The organism is Gracilibacillus massiliensis, assembly GCF_001458115.1.
Taxonomy (GTDB): domain Bacteria; phylum Bacillota; class Bacilli; order Bacillales; family Amphibacillaceae; genus Gracilibacillus; species Gracilibacillus massiliensis.
In genome coordinates this window covers 139740-154918 of the sequence record NZ_CZRP01000013.1, presented here as the reverse complement: position 1 = coordinate 154918, position 15179 = coordinate 139740, and the positions used below count along the sequence as shown (strand labels likewise).

Below are 15179 nucleotides of genomic sequence, written 5' to 3'. Positions count from 1 at the left end.
GTTAAAAGCTACTTGTTGGTGGTGCCCGTTCTATAACAATTGGCCAAGATAGTTTTATAAGGATGCTATGAAAATAGCATCCTATTTTTCTTATTTAGGTGGTGAAAGGATGAAAATATCATTAGAATCTACTATATCATTACGATCTCTCCATATAAGAGAAGATAAGAAACATTACATAGTTGAGCAACCTCAAACAGGTGAATTTTTTGAAATGCCTAAAGTTTGTGTAGATGCTATTGAAAGAATCAATACTGGCAATTCATTATTAGATGTAGAAAAAGAATTAAGAGCTAGATACCCTAAGGAAGAAGTAGATCTAATAGATTTTATAGAACAATTAATTGAATTAGGTTTAGTTAAGGAAGTGGATGGCGAAGAAATTATTGTGGACACACAAAACTCTGCTCCAACAGGGTTCATGTGGATACCTCCAAGATTTGCGAGCAAGTTATATAATAGATTTACTATCCCAATATTTCTTCTATTGTTAGTTATCAATATTATTTTGTTTATAAAATCTCCACAGCTTTTACCTGTATACACAGATCTTTTTATTTTTGATGCGATGGTATTTAATACCTTACTTTATGCCTTAATTATCTTAATTATGCTCGTATTTCATGAATTCGGTCATGTTTTAGCTATTCGTGCGCATGGTTTACCGGCAAATATTCAGATAAGTAACAGGCTTTTTCTCATCGTAGCAGAAACAGATTTAACACATGCATGGAAATTGCCAGCAAAATCTCGCAATTTGTTATTTCTTGCTGGAATGTATATTGATCAATTGATTTTAAGTTTGACATTAACATTGAAACTTACAGTACTTTCTCAAAATTTTCTTATTGATGGCATTTTGTCATTAATTATATTAGATTTATTTATAAAAACTATTTATCAGTGTTGCATTTATATGAAGACCGATTTATATTATGTTTTAGAGAACATGACGAGTTGTTATAATTTAATGGAGAATGGTAAAAAGATGATGAGTACATGGATTCCGTTTATAAAAGAAGAAAAGCATACGACAACATTTGAAGGGGAAGAGAAAATCGTTAAAACTTATTCAGTTTTTTACTTTATTAGTGTTGGATTAACGATGATTATCATTTTCTTTTATTTTATACCTCAGCTTTATTATATGTTATTAACAAGTGTACCAAATCTTATAAAACCTATTAATAATATTTATTTTTGGGATGCCATAGTAATAGTGGGTCAAACGATATTATTTTTAGTATTATTAATTTATTCTGTAAGAAAATCCAGAAAATCTGCTTGATAATAGTCACATGCCCCATGCCATTTTTCTTTTTCCGAATCTACTGTAATAAGGCGTAGAAAAGGAGGAGAAAAATGGCTCAAATTAATTTAATCCCCTACCAGGTCGAAACGTATAAGGATCATGCTGATGAAATTCCTGCAGGTGTCCAGTTAATAAAAGCTCCTGATAAGTGGAGAAAAGGCTATAAAGGTAACCAAGTTGTGGTAGCAGTGATTGATACAGGTTGTGATACGACTCATCCTGATTTGGCAGATAGAATCATAGGTGGAAGAAATTTTTCTAGAGAAAATTATGGCTTATCGACAGATTTATCGGATGAGAACGGTCATGGCACACATGTTGCAGGAACGATTGCTGCTAATCTAAATGATAATGGGGTAGTAGGCGTGGCACCCAAGGCTAAATTACTTATCTTAAAAGCATTTGATAAAGAAGGAAAAGGTGAGTTGGAAAGTATTATTCAATCGATACAGTATGCGATCCGTTGGCGAGGGAACCGAAACGAAAGAGTAAGAGTGATTTCTATGTCTTGTGGTACATCTCAAAATAATAAAAGGCTCCATCAAGCAATTCAACAGGCAGTGAAACACAATATTTTGGTTGTTTGTGCAGCTGGAAATAGTGGGGACGGAATAGGAAACACGACAGAGAAAAACTATCCAGGTTATTATAAAGAAGTATTGCAGGTTGGAGCAGTAGACTTCGACCTGAAATTGGCTGATTTCTCCAATACAAATGATGAAATCGATATGGTTGCCCCTGGAGTGAAAATAAAATCTACTTATCCAGGTAATAAATATGCAACAATGTCTGGTACTTCGATGGCAACGCCGCATGTTGCAGGTGCAGCAGCAGTTATTATAGAACAAATGGAAAAGGAATTTGGAAGGAAGCTAACTGAACCTGAGATTTACGGACAGTTAGTTAAAGCAACAATTCCTCTACAATATAGTAAAAGAATTGAAGGAAATGGGTTATTGATGCTAGGTTCTGACTCTAGCTCAAGTAATCAAAATAGTACTTTGTCACAAGGTAAACCATATATAATATCTGAAGCTAGCATATAAAAAAATCGAGCATATCGCTCGATTTTTTATCTAATTCATTATTACTTTATTAATGACTTTCATTTCTTCATGTTCTAGCATGTTTTTAGGAACAACTTCATCTATTTTTTTATTCATATTATCTTCTAAGTCTTTTGCTTCATCCTTATCACCTACAATAAAGATACGTGACCATTGTTTGTTTTTTGCTAATTTATCTAGAGTAGCTGCAATACTCTTATACCAACGATACCTGTTTTCATTAAATCGTGCTTCAAATTGCTCCTTTTGAGTATTTTTACCACCAGCACCTAATGCTGCATGACCGCGAGGAGGTCCTGTATGTTCTCTCCAGTCTTCTGTATCTAAATCAAGCTCATATAATTTGGTGTCTTTTAACGTTCCGAGCTCCGTATCTAAAATTTTAATTGCATTTTTTTGCGTAAGAATAATACCTGTTTGTGGAAAGCTATCGAACATTTCTTTTAACTGGTCAAGATTTGCTGTCTCCTCCCAATTAAATTCAGTTTTCACAGGCATTTGGAATTTTTCTGCGAACCAAACTGAATCATCTCCAGTAGCAAAGATCACGACACTTTTCGCAAAACTTTGTTCATTTTCTTTTATATAGTTCTCTACTTTTTCTTTTACTGCCCAATAGTTTCGCTTTTCATCAGAATCATCTTCTTCTTGTAAATAACTCTCAAAATTATTTAAGCCATTTTTTAGATGGATCTTCCATTCACCACCTTGTTGTTCCGGGTCAGATGGATCTGTATTTAAATACATGCTGAAGACACGTTGTGGCTTTTCTTTGTATACACTTTCTAACTGTTTAATTTGTTTATTAATATCCATAAAGTAACATCTACTCCTTTATATTGAATTGATCTCTTCTACTTGTTATCTAACCGAAATCTATTCTGAATAAACATAGAATATATAAAATTGCAGATGGATAATGTGAACAAAACTGATTTCCCGGGAAATGTTAACGAAGAATATTTAAATATAAGGTGGAGATTAATCAAAATGTTGATAAATTCTATTTAATTTTGATTGAAATTGGTCAAGGTGGACGATTCGTGCTTCACGGAGGTATTCCTTACCTTCTATGAAAAGAATTAACACAGGTGCCGAAAAGATAGAAAACCGTCCTGCAATACTAGGGAGTTCATCTATAAGAACGTATCCTGTTACAATTGCAGGGAAATATTGCATGATTTCTTCGATTTGTGGTAATAAACTATGGCAAACACTGCAATTATTTTTTGCAATATAAAGAAAAGAAAGCTGATTGGATTCAATAAAATAATCTATTTCGTTTTCCGAATGAAATGTTTGAAACATTATGATCACCTCTACTTTTTAGTTTAACACGAAATGGTTATTATATAAGAAGAAGGAGTGCATATTAAAATAAGGGAGAGATGATTTATGTGTGGGCGATTTACATTGGAAACTTCTAAAGAGGTGCTTGAAAGTGAATTAAATATTTCGATCGATGATTTACAAATAAGTTATAATATTGCACCAACTCAAAACGTATTATCGATTGTGGGAACAAATCAAGGACGAAAGGCAGGATATTTACAATGGGGATTGATACCAAGTTGGGCAAAGGACGCGAAAATTGGTAGTAAAATGATCAATGCCAGAAGTGAAACTGTAGATGAAAAGCCTTCTTTTAGGAACTTATTGATACGAAGACGTTGTTTAATTGTTGCAGATAGTTTTTATGAATGGAAACGGATATCGAATCAAAAGCAACCTTATCGTATCGTAGTAAACGACGGAAAAGTATTCACATTTGCCGGTTTGTGGGATCGCTGGAGAACAGAGGAGAAAGAGATTGTCACATGTACGATATTAACAACAAAGCCCAATGATCTAATGCAGTCTCTTCATGATCGGATGCCAGTTATATTAGATAAACAAGCACAGGATATATGGCTTGATCCATCATTAAAAGATAAAAAGGTTTTGAAAAGTTTATTAACTTCATATAATTCCAGTGAAATGACAGCATATCCCGTATCTAAAAAAGTAAATAATCCAAGTGTGAATGACGTAAGTCTAATTGAACCGATAAAGTGAGACTTCAATCAGTGGGAGTTTTAAACTCTCACTGATTGTTAGCGAAACTTATCAGGAAGTTAGCGTCCGTAAAACCCCCACTTAGATTCTTTGCTGTCGCTCGACTCTTGAAGTGGGGGTTTTACGGACGATTACACCGTGATATAGGAAGACTAAGATGTGTTAAAAGAAAAGGTGGTCATTAAACCACCTAAATAGCTACTAAGTAATTTAGATTAATTGCATAGTTGTAATACATGTACCATCTTCTTCAAAAGTAGAAATTTCAGATTCTACAACCTTGCCATCATGTTTAATTGTGACTTTGTAGGTTTTATCTTTTGGCAACCATAGATCAATAAAGCCATTATCAAATGATGTGATTGGTTCATCTATCAAAACATTACCATCCATGTCTTCAATATATACATCAAATTCTGTATTTGCCATTTCTCCTTGGCAACCAGTTAAACTGTGGTTTGTACATGGGTGTGTCGAATCTTCATATGGTGCAATCGAAACAAAAAACTCGTCATTAGGTAAAGAGTAAGACTTTTCCTGTCCATCTTTTTCAGTAATAATCAAATCTGTCGAAGAAATGGAAGCAGATTGTGCGGTCTTATCATTAACACTATATTGTTGAACCAATTCTTTCAACTCTGCGTTTGATAATTCATCTTGGTTGGAGTTGCCGCTACAGGCTGCTAAGAGAGAAAGTATTGTAACAGTTATAAATAAATAAATTTTTTTCATTTTGGATACACCCCTTCGTTTGTTTCATAGATATTATAGCACTTCTAAAAATTCGATAGGGTCGATTTTCGTAAAAGTCAAAATATATACAAATTTTAATACAAGCAACAGATACTTTTTCTGTCATATCATTAAAAAATTCAAAAGATAAGACGAATTCTGATAGTAGAATTCGCCTTATTATCATAACGTTGATTATTTATCCCCATTAAAAATTGAATTTTTAACGACTACGTAATCGACAGTGCGTATTGCTTCAAGATTTGTCCCGCCAGCATATGATATCGAGGATTGTAAGTCTTGTTCCATTTCCGTTAGCGTATCTTGTAATGACCCTTTGTACGCTACATACATTTTTTTACCTTCGACATTTTTCTTTTCACCTTTTTGATACTCTGAAGCGGATCCAAAATATTCTTTGAACAATTGACCATCCTTCTCAACAGTAGTTCCAGGTGATTCTTCATGCCCTGCAAAAAGTGAGCCGATCATCACCATAGATGCACCGAAACGGACAGATTTAGCAATATCACCATGTGTACGGATACCGCCATCGGCAATAATAGGTTTTGTCGCAGCTTTTGCACACCAACGTAACGCCGCTAATTGCCAGCCACCTGTTCCAAAACCTGTTTTGATTTTAGTAATACAAACCTTTCCAGGCCCTATTCCTACTTTAGTAGCGTCAGCACCAGCGTTTTCTAACTCACGCACTGCTTCAGGTGTTCCAACATTTCCAGCAATAACAAAAGTAGCAGGTAAATTTTTTTTAATATGTTGAATCATGTCTATTACTGCATTGGAATGGCCATGGGCAATATCAATGGTTATATAATCAGGTACAAGTTTCTCACTAGCCAGTTCTTTTATAAAATGATATTCTTCCTCTTTCACACCAACACTGATAGAAGCGATTAAATTATCCTGATGTAATGTTTTAATAAAGTTTTTCCTTGTTTCTGGTTCAAACCGGTGCATCACATAGAAGTAGCCTCTTTTTGCTAAATATAGAGCAACTTTTTCATCAATGATGGTTTGCATATTAGCGGGTACTACTGGTAGACGAAATTTATGTTTACCAAATTGTATAGACGTATCACATTCTGAACGACTGTTCACAATGCATTTTGTGGGAATTAATTGAATATCTTCATAATCAAATACATTTTCCAAAGTTTCCACTCCTAAAAACGAACCTTTTTATTGATTGAAGCGAAAAATATTCGCCTTCAGTAATATATGATAAATAGATAGAGTTGTCAATGATTAATAGTCATAAAACGAATTTTTTTACGAAGAATGAAAAATTAGTTATACTAACAGTGTAAGCGATTACTATACGGAGGTGCAACTATTGGAAAATCGTTATTTAGGTAAAACAGGATTACGTGTAAGTGAATTATGTTTAGGTACAATGACTTTAGGGAGAGAGACCAGCGAGTCTGATAGTTTTAAGATATTAGATTATTATAAAGAAAAAGGTGGCAACTTCCTTGATACTGCGGATGTATATACGCGCGGTGCATCGGAAGAAATTGTAGGTAACTGGCTAAAAGGGCAACGAAGAGATGATTTTGTTTTAGCGACAAAGGTTCGATTTCCAATGGGAGAGGGACCTAATGATATAGGATTAAGTCGCAAACATATCATGGCTGGTATTAAAGACAGCTTACATCGATTAAAAACGGATTACATCGATTTATATCAAGTACATGCATGGGACCCGCGTACGCCTTTAGAGGAAACACTAAGTACGTTAAATGATCTTGTGCGAGAAGGCCTTGTACGTTACATAGGAGCTAGTAACTTCAAAGGCTGGCAACTACAAAAAGCGATTGATGTTAGTAAACAGAATGGTTGGGAAGCTTTTTCATGCTTACAACCACAGTATAACTTGTTAACGCGAGCAACGGAATGGGAACTGATTGATGTATGCGAAAATGAGGGTCTAGGTGTTATACCGTGGAGTCCGTTAAGAGGTGGTTGGTTAAGTGGAAAATTCACCAGAGCTTTATCACAACCTCCAGAGAATACTAGAATTGCAGAAGCTGACAAAAAAGGTTACCAGGAAACCTGGGATATGTATAATAATGAGTTTACATGGCATTTGATAGATGAATTAATAGACGTGGCAAATCAAGCTGGAAAAACGCCTGCTCAAACCGCGATAAATTGGCTACTGCAAAAAAGAGGAGTGACAGCACCTATTATTGGAGCTCGCAACCTTGAACAACTTGATGCCAATCTAGGAGCTGCAGGCTGGTCATTAACAGAGGATCAAATGAAGCGATTAGATAAAGCAAGTGATCTATATGTCAGCTATCCGTATGATCAAGCAGCAGACATCCAACGAAATCGTGGAAGGGAATAATAGTAAAATAACTATGAGATAATCGTGTCTTCTCGTCGACATTTCCTTTGAGATCAATGCTGGGAATGTCAGCGAGAATTCACCTCATCTACATTTCAGCCAAAATAATGCTCAAAAGAACTATTAATAGCCTCTCCTTATCGCTTTCGATTAGCCTCAAATTCACTAACTTACGCATTTTTGCAAACTTTAAATGACAATATTGAGCTTCTAAATTGAGATTCTAAAAAGATAACGAAGCATAGTCTCTGATTGCAATTCTAGTAATCCATAACTGATAATGTTAAAATAGAAATACTGTATCTTCTCATAAGAAGAGGTGAATAATGTGTATATCGTCCATTCCGTTTTTGATGTACCTGAAGAAAAGTCAGAAGAAGTAATCAATATCTATCGTAAACGTACCGGATTAGTGGATAAGTGGCCAGGGTTTGTGGACTTTCAATTATTACAAAATGAACGAAAGCCTGGCGAATTAACGGTTCAAATTACTTGGAAATCCAAAGAAGATTATATGAACTGGGTGACAAGCCAAGATTATCAATATATCCATCAACTCGAAAAGAAATATCCAGATCAAGAGTTAGCAAATATTGTGCCGAAAGTGTATAAGTATAAGGTGGTAGCCGAATGAGTGAATCGATTAATAACCAAGAAGCTATAATAGAAGAGGTAGTTTCTGCAATTTACCATGCCTATCCTAATTTGTTAGAGAAGTATGGAGAAGCTGGTGTGATCCGTTGCAAAGAAGATAATCAACACCATCTGGATCATTTAGCTACGGCATATTCTTTACATGATGAAAGTGTTTTTTTAGATTATACAAATTGGTTGCATGAACTTTTATCGGCTAGAGGAATGTCCGCAAAACATATTTCATTTAACTTTGAACAATTACAACAGGTGTTAAGTCAGAAGCAGGCACCTTATACTGAGTTTTATTTAAATTGCTTATCAAAAGCGATAAATCAATTAACAAAAAAATGAAGGTGATCGATTGCAAGCATATCAAACATTTGCCTCTTACTTATTAGATGGTAATGAAAAAGCAGCATACGAATTTTTACTAGAAAATCATAATGATTCCATCTATCTTTATCAAGATATAGTGACAAATGCAATGCGTTATATTGGAGAGCTATGGCAACAAAATGAGATAACTGTTGCAGATGAGCATCTTGCCACAAGTGTTTGTGAATTTGTCTTATCACAGTTCTTTTATTTGCCATCGATGAAAAAGAAAGAATTAAGTCAGAAAAAGATAATGCTTTATTGTATAGAAGATGAACAGCATGCATTAGGGACAAAAATGATTGCTGGTTTATGTCGTGAGAAAGATTGGCAAGTACGATATCACGGAGCCAACTTACCCCTTAATGCCATGATGGAAAGTGTAGAAACTTGGCGTCCACAAGTTATTGGGTTATCAGCTGCAATGACTTATCGATTACCTACTTTATTAGAGTATATTGATAAACTTTCAACACTTTCATGGAAACCTAAAATACTGATCGGTGGAAGAATTGCTACAATCATTGATCTTAAAAAACATGTGAATACAGAATGTAAAATATGTCATGACATGAACGATTTCAGTACCTGGCTGGATCACTGGGAAAGTGGGGTAGGTGTAAATGGAGCAGGCTAAACATCTACCTGTAGTCTATTTTAAAGTAGATCAAAATTTTAAAATTCTTGAAACGTCAGACCAAGCAAAACAGGAATTTATCCGCAGTAGTGATTTTTTTAGTTTGTTAGACAGTGAAAGTCGAGAAAAAGCATTGAGTTTTTTGCAAGACCCACTTAATAGCTCGTCCATCGAACTAAATATGAAATCAATCAGCAATCCATTGTCCGTTTACCAAGTATCTATTAATTGGGATGATCAGATCGGACATATCGTTTGTTATCCAGCTAATGACCAAGTAGAACAATTAGCGATACAACTTACATCATTACGTGAAAGGTTGGATGATACGAACTTTTCTTTATTAACAAAAAAGGAAGAATTAGAACGAGCACAACAAAGAATTGATGCTTTATCAGGTCCGCTTATTTTTTTAAGTAGCGAATTAGTTTTGATACCACTTTTTGGTGATGTCACAATTGATAAAATGCAGATTATTAATGAAAAAGTATCTCGTGAATTATATCAATCAGACAGTACGAAACTATTAATTGATTTCACCGCAGTAGATCATTTGCATCCAAAGGGAATAGACCTCTTGGGAGAACTAATCGAGATTATATTTTTGTTAGGTCAGAAACCAATTATTACTGGATTATCACCTAGTCATGCACGGTTATTGTCAAATATCGTAAGCTTTAAGCAAATTAAGAAAATTAACAATGTACAAACAGCAATTAAGCAAATGTTATAGAATTGAGTGTACAACTATTAAATATATGTTATAATAATGAAGTTTCGAATAAAAACTCTGCAAATATAGCAGGAGAGGTTCTAGCTACACCCTCTATAAAAAACTAAGGATGATCATACCGAGCCTTAGGTATGATTTTTTTGTTTTTTGGTGTGCAGAATTCTCTTTTTAAAATTAGAAAGGGGATTTTTTTATGGATAAAAATAATCGAGCAGTCGTTGTCTTTAGTGGTGGTCAAGATAGCACAACCTGTTTATTCTGGGCATTAGAAAGGTTTGATCATGTAGAGTTAGTTACATTTGATTATAACCAACGTCATAAGGAAGAAATTGAAGTCGCAAAAGAAATCGCTAAGGATCAGAATCTAAAACATCAGATATTAGATATGTCTCTACTTAATCAATTAGCACCAAATGCCTTGACGCGTAATGATATAGAGGTAGAAGAAGGAGAAGATGGGGGATTACCAAACACCTTTGTACCTGGTCGTAATCTATTATTCTTGTCTTTTGCGACCATTTTAGCAAAACAAATTGATGCAAAACACATTATTACTGGTGTATGTGAAACAGATTTCAGTGGTTATCCAGATTGTCGAGATGTGTTTATTAAATCACTGAATGTTACTTTAAATCTTTCAATGGATGAGGACTTTGTTGTGCACACACCATTAATGTGGTTAGATAAAGCACAAACCTGGGAATTAGCGGATCAGTTAGACTCGTTTGATTATGTCCGCGAAAAGACATTGACTTGCTACAATGGGATAAGAGGTGCAGGATGTGGCGATTGTCCAGCATGTGAGCTAAGACAAAAAGGTTTAGATGTATATCTAGAACAACGTACAGAGGGGAATAGGTAATGTTTGGCTTTCAAATTGTGGAAGAGTTGCAAAAAATAAATGAAGACATCCAAAAAGGTGAACTTAAATATCATCAAAAACGAGTACTAGTAAGCAAAGAGTTTACTTTTGATGCAGCACACCATTTACACTGTTATGAAGGTAAATGTAAGAATTTACATGGGCATACCTATAAAGTGGTATTCGGTATCAGTGGGTATGTAGATGATATTGGGATTGTTATTGATTTCGGTGATATTAAGAAAATATGGAAAGAACAAATTGAGATTCATTTAGATCACCGTTATTTAAACGAAACCTTGCCAAAGATGAATACAACCGCAGAAAATATGGTGGTCTGGATATTTGAAAAAATGGAAGCAGCACTTCAAGGGCACATGAATCACTGTCGGGTTGAATTTGTTCGTTTATTTGAAACACCAACAAGTTATGCAGAAGCAAGACGGGAGTGGATGTTGAATGAATAAGATTCCCATATTAGAGATATTCGGACCTACTATTCAAGGAGAAGGAATGGTTGTTGGCAGAAAAACGATGTTTGTTCGTACGGCAGGTTGTGATTACAGCTGTGCTTGGTGTGATTCTGCCTTTACCTGGGATGGAAGTGCCAAGGACGATATCGTCAAAATGACAGCTGATCAAATTTATTCACAGCTTAAAGAAGTAGGTGGGGAACAATTTGATCATGTAACTATTTCAGGGGGAAACCCAGCCTTATTGAAGCATTTAGACGGACTAATCAACAAGCTTCATGAAAATAATATCGAAGTTGCCCTTGAAACACAGGGAAGTCGTTGGCAAGACTGGTTTGTAAAGGTAGATGACTTGACCATTTCTCCGAAGCCGCCTAGTTCTAAAATGAAAACCAATTGGCAAGTTTTAGATGATATTATCGATCAATTGATTACCAACAAACGGCTGACTCATACAAGTTTGAAAGTAGTAGTATTTAATAATGAGGATTTACAATATGCAGAAAAGGTACATCAGAGATATCCAAGTATTCCTTTTTTCTTACAAGTTGGCAACGATGATTTAGAGGAGCACCAACCTAAAGATTTAGCAAATCATTTATTAAATAAATACGAATGGTTAATAGATAAAGTAATGGCGAACTCAACGTTGAATCATGTTCGTGTCTTACCGCAAGTTCATGCACTAGTCTGGGGAAACAAGAGAGGAGTTTGAAAAAATTTCAAATTCCTCTATTTTTTTATGCTATAATTTTTAGTGGAGGTGTGATCATGAAATATTATGCCGTGTCACAATCTAAAATTATTATTTCTATATTGATTCTTCAAATGGTTACTATTTCTATTAGTTTGTCACAAGTTGATTTATTACTAGCATTTCAATTAATAACATTAACATTTACTTTTCTGTGTTTGTTTATTTCATTTCAAGTTCAGATAACAGATCACTATATAAACTATCAAATACTTTTTCTGAAAAGGCGTATATATGGTAAAGAAATAAAACCAGATCAGATACAGAGTATCCAATTTGTAAGAGTTGGCTGGACAACGAAAAATGCATCGATTAAACGACGGAAAGGTCTGCCAATCAGACTTATCGCATTCAAACCACATCGTCTTTATCAAGAGTTAGAGCAATTTGCTATTGCCCACCAAATTCCTTTTACAAAGTCAAAGGACTATCAAACATTGGAAAGGAAAAACTTGCGCGAGCATCATTCAGGGTTAAATTGAGTGAATATCGTGTCTCGTTGTTGCTCATAAATTGTTTTACCTGCTATGTCATTAATGATCTGGATATTACGGTCAACAGCCAATCCTAAATTGGTAGCACCAGTTCCATGTGAATGGGCCAAATTAGTGAGTGTATAAAAACGGTGAGCACGAGATCCATCTTTAAAACAAAGTCTGAAATTCGAATCCATTTTATATAGTTGATCATCTTCCCATTCTATTTTATCTTGGAAACGATCGTAAAACCAATCCGGTATATTGGGCTTATAACCTGTAGCAAGCACTACTTTTTCTGTATCAAATGAAATGGATTTTTCCTTTTGCCACTGTGTCGCTTGCACTTCTAGACCGATCCCTTTCTTTAATACTTTATTAATTTCTGTTAATGGTTGAATGGTAACAGGTAACCTGTTGTTATCGACCGTTCGATGATAGAGTAATTCATGAATCTTATGTAATGTTTCCTTGTCAATCCCTTTCCGTAATTGTCCTAAATGGTCTAAAGTGTCTTGTCGTTTTTGAAAAGCTAGCGTCTGAAAATAGTCGACATAATCTGGTGAAAATACCTCTTGACCAAGTTTGGAATTATCCAGTTGAAGAAACCCAGGAGATCTCGTATACCATGCTAAATGATAGTCAAAATGTTCCTGTAATTTGAGTAAATCATAGAATATCTCAGATGCACTTTGACCTGAACCAACAACGGTAATGTGCTTAGCACGTATTGTTCTGTCTTTTAAATATAAATATTGGCTGGAATGATGAGCAGCTTCCGATTCGATATTGTCTAATTCAAAAGGAATATTTGGTGTACTGCCTGTTCCCAAAACGACATGTTTTGTTAAATATGACTTCTGCTCTTGTTTACCCCAATGGTTAACAACAACTTCGTAATGATTGCCATGATCAATGACATCACTTACTTCTGATTTAAAATGACAGCTTGGCAATTGCTCTGCCACCCATTTTAAATAGGAAGCATACTCTGCGCGAGGCATTTCGAATTTTTGAAAAAAGAAAAATTTATATAGTCGGTTTTGTTCATGTAAATAATTTAAAAACGTATACTTACTAGTAGGATTCGCGAAAGTTACCAGGTCCGCTAAAAAAGGTACTTGCAAATCTGTCCCATGAATAAGCATGCCTGGATGCCATGCAAATTCTCCGTTTTGGTCAAAGAAAATCGTTTCTAAATCGGTTTTTTCATCAGTTAGGGCAGCTAACCCGAGATTATAAGGTCCAATCCCTATCCCAATTACATCATGTAGTTTCATTGACGTCCCTCTTTTTAGTCGTTTTCTATAAGTATATACGTTCACTGCCCATTAATCTAATGTTTCATATTATTTGACAAATTATGCTACAATTATTACTGGGGAGGTGGATATAAATGACGAATAATGATGAACGTCTATTTGCAATGTTAATATATCTTTTGAGCTTTTTCACTGCTATTATCGGTCCTATAATTATATGGATGGTCAAAAGAGACGAATCAGATTTTATCGATTACCATGGCAAGGAATACCTTAACTTCTTTATTTCATTCACGATATATGGAATTGTAAGTGGACTTTTAGTGTTTGTATTAATTGGTTTTATATTAGCACCAATTGTTGGAATTTTGTTTTTCATTTTCACTCTAATTGCTTTGTTTAAGGCATACAGTGGAGAAAAATATCGTATTCCATTAGTAATCCGATTTATTAAATAAAAAAACAGTGCCTTTAAGCACTGTTTTTTTACTCAATTACTTCAAAACTATATTCTTTATGTTCATGGAGGCCACTATCATCTGAGACATGGACGACGATTTCATACTCGCCAGTTTCGGAAAAAGAATGTGTACTTGTATAGGTACCTACTTCTGTTTCTTCCGCATCCAACCAAATATGCTGGTCACTAGCTTCAGGAATAATTTCGTATCTCACTCGTGCATCTTGATAAGGTTCTTGATCCATTTTTAACTGTACTGTCCATTCTATTTCTTCTTCTTTAGTAACAGTTTCATATTCCTCTAATTCGATCAGAAAATCTTCATTGTGGCTATGTTCCTCACCACTATGTGTCGGGTGTTCTTCTTGATCCATCTGCATATCCTCATCACCATTAATCACAATCGATTTCTTAGGCATTGTATGCATATCTTTAGCTGTCGTATGAGCATATATTTCATATGTTCCTGGTTGATCAAATACTACTTCTGCTGTATAAGTTCCATCCTCATTATTGCTTGATTCGACTGTTACCGTATCTTCTTCGTCTTCCACATTCCAATATTCGAAGGAAACTTCTTCGGCATCTGTTACTAATTCATCTTCACCATATGTGACCGTAGCTTTTAATTCGACTGTCTCTTCTGTGTCAGCTTCCTCAGCTAGCTCAAAATCTACGCTTATACCCTTTACCTCTTCTTCTTCAGGCTCACTTTCTGCTGAATTGGTACAAGCGGCCATTGTTAACAGTATAAGGAGTGTAGCAAAAAATAATTTTTTCATGATATTCCTCCGTTTAATTTTTCCTATTAAAGCTTACTATAACTCTACTTCAATTAACAAGCAATGAACAACTTGTGACATTTAACAACAATAAATCGTAATAATTACTATTTACAATTACATTGATTTAGGCTATAATACAATTGAATCGGAATGATGACGGTTTATTATGCGATTTAAATCGTAACCATT

Annotated in this window: 19 protein-coding genes and 1 riboswitch; of the genes, 13 read left to right on the top strand and 6 right to left on the bottom strand. The window is 34.7% G+C overall.

All coding sequences use genetic code 11. The features are described from left to right. The first annotated feature begins 67 nt into the window (after positions 1–67). Both BN3107_RS13060 and BN3107_RS13055 read left to right on the top strand, forming a co-directional pair. Positions 68–1288: a zinc metalloprotease gene (locus BN3107_RS13060; RefSeq protein WP_231735319.1), complete on the top strand. Its 1221-nt coding sequence runs from the start codon at positions 68–70 to the stop codon at positions 1286–1288. Positions 1289–1362: 74 nt separating this feature from the next. Then, positions 1363–2358: a S8 family peptidase gene (locus BN3107_RS13055; RefSeq protein WP_058308092.1), complete on the top strand. Its 996-nt coding sequence runs from the start codon at positions 1363–1365 to the stop codon at positions 2356–2358. A gap of 30 nt (positions 2359–2388) precedes the next feature. On the opposite strand, the gene BN3107_RS13050 is transcribed toward BN3107_RS13055, so the two are convergent. Next, positions 2389–3195 carry a VLRF1 family aeRF1-type release factor gene (locus BN3107_RS13050; RefSeq protein ID WP_058308091.1) on the bottom strand — a complete coding sequence of 269 codons (807 nt, stop codon included), beginning with the start codon at positions 3193–3195 and terminating at the stop codon, positions 2389–2391. A 165-nt stretch (positions 3196–3360) separates the two neighbouring features. Next, positions 3361–3687, bottom strand: a complete 327-nt coding sequence (locus BN3107_RS13045; protein ID WP_058308090.1) for a thioredoxin family protein — start codon at positions 3685–3687, stop codon at positions 3361–3363. Positions 3688–3774: 87 nt separating this feature from the next. On the opposite strand from BN3107_RS13045, the gene BN3107_RS13040 reads away from it, so the two are divergent. Continuing rightward, positions 3775–4434 (top strand): SOS response-associated peptidase, encoded by a 660-nt coding sequence (locus tag BN3107_RS13040; RefSeq protein ID WP_058308089.1) that lies wholly within the window; start codon positions 3775–3777, stop codon positions 4432–4434. Between the two features lie 210 nt (positions 4435–4644). On the opposite strand, the gene BN3107_RS13035 is transcribed toward BN3107_RS13040, so the two are convergent. Both BN3107_RS13035 and guaC read right to left on the bottom strand, forming a co-directional pair. Then, on the bottom strand, positions 4645–5166 hold the full coding sequence (locus tag BN3107_RS13035; RefSeq protein ID WP_058308088.1) for a CueP family metal-binding protein: 522 nt from the start codon (positions 5164–5166) through the stop codon (positions 4645–4647). A gap of 195 nt (positions 5167–5361) precedes the next feature. After that, positions 5362–6339: a GMP reductase gene (gene guaC / locus BN3107_RS13030; protein WP_058308087.1), complete on the bottom strand. Its 978-nt coding sequence runs from the start codon at positions 6337–6339 to the stop codon at positions 5362–5364. Positions 6340–6520: 181 nt separating this feature from the next. On the opposite strand from guaC, the gene BN3107_RS13025 reads away from it, so the two are divergent. The 9 genes from BN3107_RS13025 (at position 6521) to BN3107_RS12985 (ending at position 12489) form a co-directional block, all read left to right on the top strand. Further along, a complete protein-coding gene (locus BN3107_RS13025) occupies positions 6521–7537 on the top strand; it encodes an aldo/keto reductase (RefSeq protein WP_058308086.1) in 1017 nt (338 codons plus the stop codon). Between the two features lie 328 nt (positions 7538–7865). Further along, positions 7866–8171, top strand: a complete 306-nt coding sequence (locus tag BN3107_RS13020; RefSeq protein WP_058308085.1) for an antibiotic biosynthesis monooxygenase family protein — start codon at positions 7866–7868, stop codon at positions 8169–8171. Next, positions 8168–8524: a globin family protein gene (locus tag BN3107_RS13015; protein ID WP_058308084.1), complete on the top strand. Its 357-nt coding sequence runs from the start codon at positions 8168–8170 to the stop codon at positions 8522–8524. The genes BN3107_RS13020 and BN3107_RS13015 overlap by 4 nt, the downstream gene beginning before the upstream one ends. 10 nt (positions 8525–8534) lie before the next feature. Beyond that, complete coding sequence (locus BN3107_RS13010) at positions 8535–9185, top strand: cobalamin B12-binding domain-containing protein (protein ID WP_058308083.1); 651 nt, start codon at positions 8535–8537, stop codon at positions 9183–9185. Then, positions 9172–9918, top strand: coding sequence for an STAS domain-containing protein (locus tag BN3107_RS13005; RefSeq protein WP_058308082.1), 747 nt, complete (start codon positions 9172–9174; stop codon positions 9916–9918). The genes BN3107_RS13010 and BN3107_RS13005 overlap by 14 nt, the downstream gene beginning before the upstream one ends. A gap of 68 nt (positions 9919–9986) precedes the next feature. Next, positions 9987–10031, top strand: a riboswitch (PreQ1 riboswitch). A gap of 80 nt (positions 10032–10111) precedes the next feature. Then, a complete protein-coding gene (gene queC / locus BN3107_RS13000; protein ID WP_058308081.1) occupies positions 10112–10780 on the top strand; it encodes a 7-cyano-7-deazaguanine synthase QueC in 669 nt (222 codons plus the stop codon). Next, a complete protein-coding gene (queD, locus tag BN3107_RS12995) occupies positions 10780–11247 on the top strand; it encodes a 6-carboxytetrahydropterin synthase QueD (RefSeq protein ID WP_058308080.1) in 468 nt (155 codons plus the stop codon). The genes queC and queD overlap by 1 nt, the downstream gene beginning before the upstream one ends. Continuing rightward, on the top strand, positions 11240–11968 hold the full coding sequence (gene queE / locus BN3107_RS12990) for a 7-carboxy-7-deazaguanine synthase QueE (RefSeq protein WP_058308079.1): 729 nt from the start codon (positions 11240–11242) through the stop codon (positions 11966–11968). Before queD ends, queE begins: the two co-directional genes overlap by 8 nt. A gap of 56 nt (positions 11969–12024) precedes the next feature. After that, positions 12025–12489, top strand: coding sequence for a hypothetical protein (locus tag BN3107_RS12985; protein ID WP_058308078.1), 465 nt, complete (start codon positions 12025–12027; stop codon positions 12487–12489). Here BN3107_RS12985 and BN3107_RS12980 read toward each other — a convergent pair. Continuing rightward, positions 12471–13763 carry a lysine N(6)-hydroxylase/L-ornithine N(5)-oxygenase family protein gene (locus BN3107_RS12980; RefSeq protein ID WP_058308077.1) on the bottom strand — a complete coding sequence of 431 codons (1293 nt, stop codon included), beginning with the start codon at positions 13761–13763 and terminating at the stop codon, positions 12471–12473. The two genes, BN3107_RS12985 and BN3107_RS12980, sit on opposite strands and share 19 nt — an antisense overlap. Before the next feature lie 116 nt (positions 13764–13879). On the opposite strand from BN3107_RS12980, the gene BN3107_RS12975 reads away from it, so the two are divergent. Then, the gene (locus BN3107_RS12975) at positions 13880–14203 is read left to right on the top strand and encodes a DUF4870 domain-containing protein (protein ID WP_058308076.1); all 324 of its coding nucleotides are present in this window, start codon (positions 13880–13882) and stop codon (positions 14201–14203) included. 28 nt (positions 14204–14231) lie between these two features. Here the strand turns inward: BN3107_RS12975 and BN3107_RS19440 are convergent, their stop codons facing one another. Further along, a complete protein-coding gene (locus tag BN3107_RS19440) occupies positions 14232–14987 on the bottom strand; it encodes a FixH family protein (RefSeq protein WP_077065122.1) in 756 nt (251 codons plus the stop codon). Between the last annotated feature and the right edge of the window lie 192 nt (positions 14988–15179).